10 protein-coding genes are annotated in these 5787 nt (G+C 62.7%); 4 read left to right on the top strand and 6 right to left on the bottom strand.

Going from position 1 to position 5787, the window contains the following annotated elements:
• Window positions 1-22: 22 nt before the first annotated feature.
• Window positions 23-358, bottom strand: coding sequence for an ArsR/SmtB family transcription factor (locus AC1D1X_RS13790; protein ID WP_477648908.1), 336 nt, complete (start codon window positions 356-358; stop codon window positions 23-25).
• A gap of 255 nt (window positions 359-613) precedes the next feature.
• On the opposite strand from AC1D1X_RS13790, the gene AC1D1X_RS13785 reads away from it, so the two are divergent.
• On the top strand, window positions 614-829 hold the full coding sequence (locus tag AC1D1X_RS13785; RefSeq protein WP_457279148.1) for a hypothetical protein: 216 nt from the start codon (window positions 614-616) through the stop codon (window positions 827-829).
• A gap of 19 nt (window positions 830-848) precedes the next feature.
• Here the strand turns inward: AC1D1X_RS13785 and AC1D1X_RS13780 are convergent, their stop codons facing one another.
• On the bottom strand, window positions 849-1013 hold the full coding sequence (locus AC1D1X_RS13780; protein ID WP_477698467.1) for a hypothetical protein: 165 nt from the start codon (window positions 1011-1013) through the stop codon (window positions 849-851).
• Between AC1D1X_RS13780 and AC1D1X_RS13775 the strand changes: the two genes are divergently transcribed.
• Together AC1D1X_RS13775 and AC1D1X_RS13770 are read left to right on the top strand one after the other, a co-directional pair.
• Window positions 1012-1836 carry a peptidoglycan DD-metalloendopeptidase family protein gene (locus AC1D1X_RS13775; protein WP_477698466.1) on the top strand — a complete coding sequence of 275 codons (825 nt, stop codon included), beginning with the start codon at window positions 1012-1014 and terminating at the stop codon, window positions 1834-1836. The genes AC1D1X_RS13780 and AC1D1X_RS13775 overlap by 2 nt on opposite strands.
• Before the next feature lie 214 nt (window positions 1837-2050).
• Window positions 2051-2572, top strand: coding sequence for a hypothetical protein (locus AC1D1X_RS13770; protein ID WP_457279150.1), 522 nt, complete (start codon window positions 2051-2053; stop codon window positions 2570-2572).
• A 150-nt stretch (window positions 2573-2722) separates the two neighbouring features.
• Here AC1D1X_RS13770 and AC1D1X_RS13765 read toward each other — a convergent pair whose 3' ends face one another.
• On the bottom strand, window positions 2723-3088 hold the full coding sequence (locus tag AC1D1X_RS13765; RefSeq protein ID WP_477671522.1) for an RcnB family protein: 366 nt from the start codon (window positions 3086-3088) through the stop codon (window positions 2723-2725).
• Window positions 3089-3264: 176 nt separating this feature from the next.
• Between AC1D1X_RS13765 and trxC the strand changes: the two genes are divergently transcribed.
• Window positions 3265-3702 (top strand): thioredoxin TrxC, encoded by a 438-nt coding sequence (gene trxC, locus AC1D1X_RS13760; RefSeq protein ID WP_477698465.1) that lies wholly within the window; start codon window positions 3265-3267, stop codon window positions 3700-3702.
• 117 nt (window positions 3703-3819) lie between these two features.
• Here the strand turns inward: trxC and AC1D1X_RS13755 are convergent, their stop codons facing one another.
• From AC1D1X_RS13755 to AC1D1X_RS13745, 3 genes are all read right to left on the bottom strand, one after another.
• Window positions 3820-4308, bottom strand: a complete 489-nt coding sequence (locus tag AC1D1X_RS13755) for a DUF2242 domain-containing protein (protein ID WP_477671623.1) — start codon at window positions 4306-4308, stop codon at window positions 3820-3822.
• A gap of 234 nt (window positions 4309-4542) precedes the next feature.
• The gene (locus tag AC1D1X_RS13750; protein ID WP_477671520.1) at window positions 4543-5100 is read right to left on the bottom strand and encodes a hypothetical protein; all 558 of its coding nucleotides are present in this window, start codon (window positions 5098-5100) and stop codon (window positions 4543-4545) included.
• Between the two features lie 107 nt (window positions 5101-5207).
• On the bottom strand, window positions 5208-5787 hold a 580-nt coding region (locus AC1D1X_RS13745; RefSeq protein WP_477698464.1), incomplete at its 5' end, for an oxygen-binding di-iron domain-containing protein.

Here is a 5787-nt window from a genome sequence, read left to right as displayed (position 1 = left end):
GTGCTAAGGGTTGCAGTGTTGCTCATTGGTCCATCCTTTTCAAAAGTGATTCGAGATGATCGATGCGGTCGTTCCAGAAAGCGCCATAAAAACTCACCCAGTCGCGCAGGACGGAGAGCGCCAGCGGCTGGGCGCTGTAATGCGTTTCGCGGCCCTCACGCCTGTCGTCCACCAGCTTTGCCTGTTTCAGGATGCGCAGGTGCTTGGACACCGCCGGCTGCGACACGCCCGCGCGGTCTGTCAGCGCACGCACGGTTTGCGCCCCGTCCTGGGCCAGGCGCTCAAAAATCGCCCGGCGTGTCGGGTCGGCCAGGGCTTTGAAAACTTCGTTGGCTACCTCGTTGGAAACTGTTTGCATGCCGAAATCATAACCATATGGTTATTGGTTTGTCAACCCACCTGGATCCAGAAAGTGAAGGCCCCGGGGATTCAGCCCCGTCAACCTCAGCGTGACCTGAGCGTGACAACCCGTTGCCATCATGGAAGGCAGTTCATGAACGCCGCCATTCAACAATGCCGCCTTTCTCTGACAGACAAACGCTTGCGATGCGTGCCAAATGGGTTTCAAGCGCCGCCGTTGGAGGCGCATAACGACCCCTTCCAGGAGATAGCCATGCCCCAGTTCGCCATGATTACCGGTGACGTGACTTACACACCGGGTGACGGTACGCCCATCGAGATCCCGCGCGTGCGCGTGGAAGTTGCGCTGGAGCCGGACAGCGCCACGCTCAGCTGGGACGCCGGCGACGGTGTTGCCGCCGTCACGGCGATTCCGCGCATCCAGTTTGACGACTACGTGAGCAAAGGAAAAATTACGCTCACGCAGTAAACACCGCGGGCGTCGTTCGTCATTGCGGCTTCTCGTGGCGCCAGCGCTGCCGCAGGGCCGCAATAATCGGGTCCATGTCCGCCAGCCATTCACACACCATCTCCCTGCCGTCCTTGCCGTCCTTGCCCTCTTCACCTGTCTCGCCATTCACCCGCCGCTCGGTCTTGCTGGCGGGCGCCGGCATGCTGGCCTTGCCTGCCTCATGCCTTGCCGCGGCACCGGCGCCCTCGGGCGCCTGGCCTGCCGCGTCGCAGGTTCCCGGCGGCATTGCCCGGCTGCCGCTGGGCCCGGCGGCGGTGCGGCCTGTGGCGCAGGCCGGTGGCGTGCCCTTGCTGGTGCTGGGTGACCCTGCGGGTTGGACGGCGCTGGTGGGCATTGCGCTGTCTGCAGAGCCCGGCGAGGCGAGCATCTCGGTGCTGGCCCCTGACGGCAGCCAGCAGCAGCTTGCCTACACGGTGGCGCCCAAGCATTACCTTGAGCAGCGCCTGAAGGTGGCGCCCGGCACGGTGGATTTGTCGCCCGAAGACCAGGCGCGCTACGAGCGCGAGCGCGCGCACCAGGAAGTGGTGATGGCCACCTTCAGCGAGCCTTTGCCGCAAACGCCGCTGCGCATGCAGGTGCCGGTGCCGGGGCGCCGCTCCAGCTCGTTCGGGCTGCGGCGCGTCTTCAACGGGCAGTCGCGCAACCCGCACAGCGGCATGGACATCGCCGCCGCCACGGGCACGCCGGTGGTGGCGCCGCTGCCCGCCCGCGTCATTGACACGGGCGACTACTTCTTCAACGGCAACACGGTGTGGCTGGACCACGGCGGCGGCTTGCTGAGCATGATGTGCCACCTGAGCGCGATTGGCGTGGCCGTTGGCGACACACTGAAGGCGGGCGAGCGCCTGGGCGCCGTGGGCGCCACGGGCCGCGTCACGGGGCCGCACCTGCACTGGGGCGTGATGCTGAACCGCGCCATGGTGGACCCGGCGCTGTTTCTGGGGGCCCGGGCAGGCGGCGAGTAACTGTGAGCAGTGGTGAGTAGCGGCAGGCTAATTAATGGAAAAAGTGGCCAGAACCCAATAGGGCCTTGCGAAAGCAGCTATTAAAAGCATAGCGCCTGCCCGGCAGAAACAGGCTGCAACTGAATCTGGACGGGCCCCTCTAGCCCGGTAGGTCGCACTCACTAGGGAAAACATTGATGATGAATCATTGTTCAACCCCTTTGAAGGAAACACCATGACCGCCAAAAACCTGTCTACCGTTGCAACCGACCTCATCGAGTCTTCGGGCAACACCGCCCGCCACGTGATCAACGCCTACCGCGCCGGCGGCGAGCGCGCAGTCATCCTGCTGGAGCAGCGCTGGAACCGTGCCCTGAAACAGTCGCGCACCGAACTGACAGCCGAAACGGCCAAAAACGCCACGGCAGCACAACTGGCCTTCAGCGTGTACTACACCAAGGGCCTGATGCTGACGACCAACGGCGCACAGCAAGTGGTGAGCCAGCTGGTCAAGGTTCTGGAGAGCGGCGTGGAGCGTGCTGCCGCCAATGCCAGCCTGTTTGAAGAAAAAACCGGCGTGACCACTCTGAACACGCTGGCCCAGGCCACCGCACCGGGCGCCCTGGCACTGAGCAAACTCGCCGCGCAGATCGAGCAGAAGACCGCCCAGCTCGCCAGCAAAATTGCCGGCGACCAGGCCAGCACCGCCAAGCGCAAGACGGCGTTTAGCCAGCGCCGCACCGCCAAGGCTGCCTGAGCATTTCTGAATAAAAGGGGGCCGTAGCCCTTTACCGGCGGGCGCAAGCAGCTATCAAATCAGTAGCGTATTGAAGCAGTGCATTGACCCCAAAAGAAAAAGCCGCCTTTCCAGGCGGCTTTTTCATGCGCGGAATTCTCCGGCTACTGGCTACTGGCCCAGATAGATCTGGAAAATAATGCCGGTGTTGTTGGCGACCAGCACATAGTCACCGCCGGTTTGCACCCAGTGATAGCCGGGAGGCGGCGCGCTCAGCCGGTGGCCGCGCCAGTCATCTACCCAATAGCCCCGGTCGCGGTATTGCGCCGGCAAGCGGCCGCCGCGGTAGAAGTTGTGATCGGGGCCCGCACCACGCCCGCCGGCCTGGGAATGCGGCGGCGGGCCGGCATGGTGGTGTTTGGCTTTTTTGTGGCCATGGCCGCGGCCGTGGTCGTCATCCTTCCCCTTGGCCATTGCCAGCCCGCTGAAAGCGAGGGACGCTGCCGCCAGGGCGGTCATCAAGGTTCTGGTTTTCATGTGGATCCTTCTCTTTGTAGTGAAACTTGATTGTTCGCCCGCAAGAGGCCGGCACGCGTAGGAAAAGCGCCTGTTCACCGCGCTTTACCCGGCGTTTGCACGGATTTAACGCCGCCACCCGGCCAGGCGACCTCCGCCGCGCTTGAAATGCCCGCCACGGCCCCCAGTTGCGCCTGATGACTGACCCTCTCCACATCGTCTGCCCGCACTGCCATACCACCAACCGCGTGCGCGCCGACCAGCTGGGCAGCCAGCCAACTTGCGGCAGCTGCAAGAAGGCGCTGTTTACCGCGCATTCCACCGCGCTGGACGWAGCCGCGTTTGACAAACACATCACCCGCAACCAGATTCCGGTGCTGGTGGACTTCTGGGCGCCGTGGTGCGGGCCGTGCCGGCAAATGGCGCCGACCTATGAGCAGGCGGCAGCACAGCTGGAGCCGCAGGTGCGCGTAGCCAAGGTCGACACCGAAGCGGTGCCCAACCTGGGCGCGCGCTTCAACATCCGCAGCATTCCCACGCTGGCCTTGTTCAAGGGCGGCCGTGAAGTGGCGCGCCAGGCCGGCGCCATGGGTGCGGCCGACATCGTGCGCTGGGTGCAGGGTAATTTACGCTGAGACCATCAGCCGGCGCTATGCTTTTTATAGCTGCTTTCGCCCGCCTGTATTAGCCTTCTGGCACTTTTCCCAATAATTTTTGCGCACCCGCGCCCGGGGGCGCGTTCACCCGCTCAATCAGTCGAGCGCGGCGTCCGCCACCAGGTAGCGCCTCACCAGGTCAAAAAAGCGGTCGTAAAAATCATCGGCGGTGATGGTTTCACTGCCCACCTTGACCATGGACTCATTGCTCGACGTGAAAGGCAGCGAGACGGAGCCGATGGCGCCCACACCCAGGCTGGCGGAGTTGTTGGTTTTTTTCATGGCGTAGCTGTCCTGCAGGGCCGTGACAAAACCCAGACTCACTTTTCCATCGGGCGTGTCGGGGGCGCACACCACGCGAACCACCATTTGCAGGTGCGCCTCGGGCTCGGGCTGGAAGGCTTTTTGCCCTTCCACCAATTCGGCGCTGGCCATGTTGATGATGTAGCCCTGGCTCAGCAACGCACGCCGCGAGGCCTCGCAGGTCCGTGCCGGGGTGGCGTCAAAGAGGCGCGAATACGTCTGGGTGGAGGCAAACTTTTCCTGCAGCGGAAACGCTTTGGCGCCGGTGACGCAGCCTGTCATTAGGGGCGACAGGCCGCATGCTGCCAGCAGCACGGCGGGGAGTCGGCAGGATTTCCAGAGTTGCATCAAAAGGGAAGTTTCCACAAAGGTATCCACAGAGGTAAGAGGTGTCTCATGCACAACGTGTCACCATACCTCCAATACCTCCGTCAGAGGCGCCAGCTTACGCATCGGGTGCGTCGCAGTTGTAGCAAATCGTTCGCGAGGCCGGCGGAGTGCCGCCAAACAGGCCCGCTATTTCCCGTCCTGGCCTGCCGACCAGAAGATGCCGCTCCATTCCAGGGGGTTCAGGCTGCGTTCACGGTGGAAATTGATGTACGCGCCGCCCGGCAAATCCCACTGCACCAGGGGACCTTCAAGAATCGCAAAGGTGGTTGATTTGTGGGCTACACCGTACTGTCTGACCAGTTTGTCGCGCCACGCACCATGGCGCCACCAGGGCACACGCACCATGGTGTGCGTGAGTTTTCCCTTTGCAAAGAAAAGCAGCACGCTCATGGCCGGCAAACCATCGACATGTGTCACGGTGGAATAGCACACGCGGTCGCCCAGGCGCGGTGCAGACGAATCGTCATAGCAGCGCAAAAATACATTGGGAAAAAGCTTGCGCGCGGCTTTTTCATCGGTGGCACTCGTGAGCTTGTCATATTGCATCTCGACAGCCACGTAGTCCTCACGAAAGTAATCGCGGTAGTCCTTCCACCTCTCGCGGTTGAAGAAGCAAAGAACGGCGATGGCCGCCAGCAGCACGACCAGGACCGCGACGACCCATATCCTCAAATTTCTGTTCATTGTTGATGAATCCCTGAATACCGCCCCATGGCAGCTCGGGCCATTCTAGTGAGGGTATTGGATTTCCATCAGCCGGCTGTAGCAGACTCCTGCCTGATCCCACCGGCTCAAGCCGCTGCCCGGCCGTTGATCTGCCCGGTGGGCACCTGGTAGTTGCGCTCGTCAAACAGGTCARTGCCGCATTTCAGTGATTCCGCCCAGTCAAAAAACTGGCCGATGGCCGGGCCTTTGAGCGGCGCGCCGTGCTGGGGCACCAGCATGGAAATATCCAGCCGGCGCGCCATGGCCACCCACAGGCGCAGAACCTTGTTCGACACCATGTAGCGCTTGTGGAAGCCCTCCATCAACGGCAGATGGGGCTTCAGGTCGGTGACGGGCACCTGCGCCGTCCGGCCTGACATCATCGACACACCGAGATCACCGGTGAACAGGATGCGGCTGATGGGATCGTAAAAATGGAAGTTGCCTTCCGAGTGCAGGAAGTGCGCGGGCAACAGCCACAGCTCGCTCTGCCCCAGCGGCAACCGCCCGCCGCTGTCGGGCACGCCGACCAGGCGCTGCTCGGTCTTGCCGACCTTGGTGAAGTGCGGCACAAAACGCTCCCACACACGCGAGATCACCAGCTGTGCCGGAGTGGACGTGAGCCAGCGGTCCAGCGAGGCAATGATGTCGGGGTCGGCGTGGGAG

It is taken from the genome of Polaromonas sp. P1_G4 (assembly GCF_056405475.1).
The sequence above is the reverse complement of the archived record's forward strand: the minus strand, read 5'-3'. Positions and strand labels throughout refer to the sequence as shown.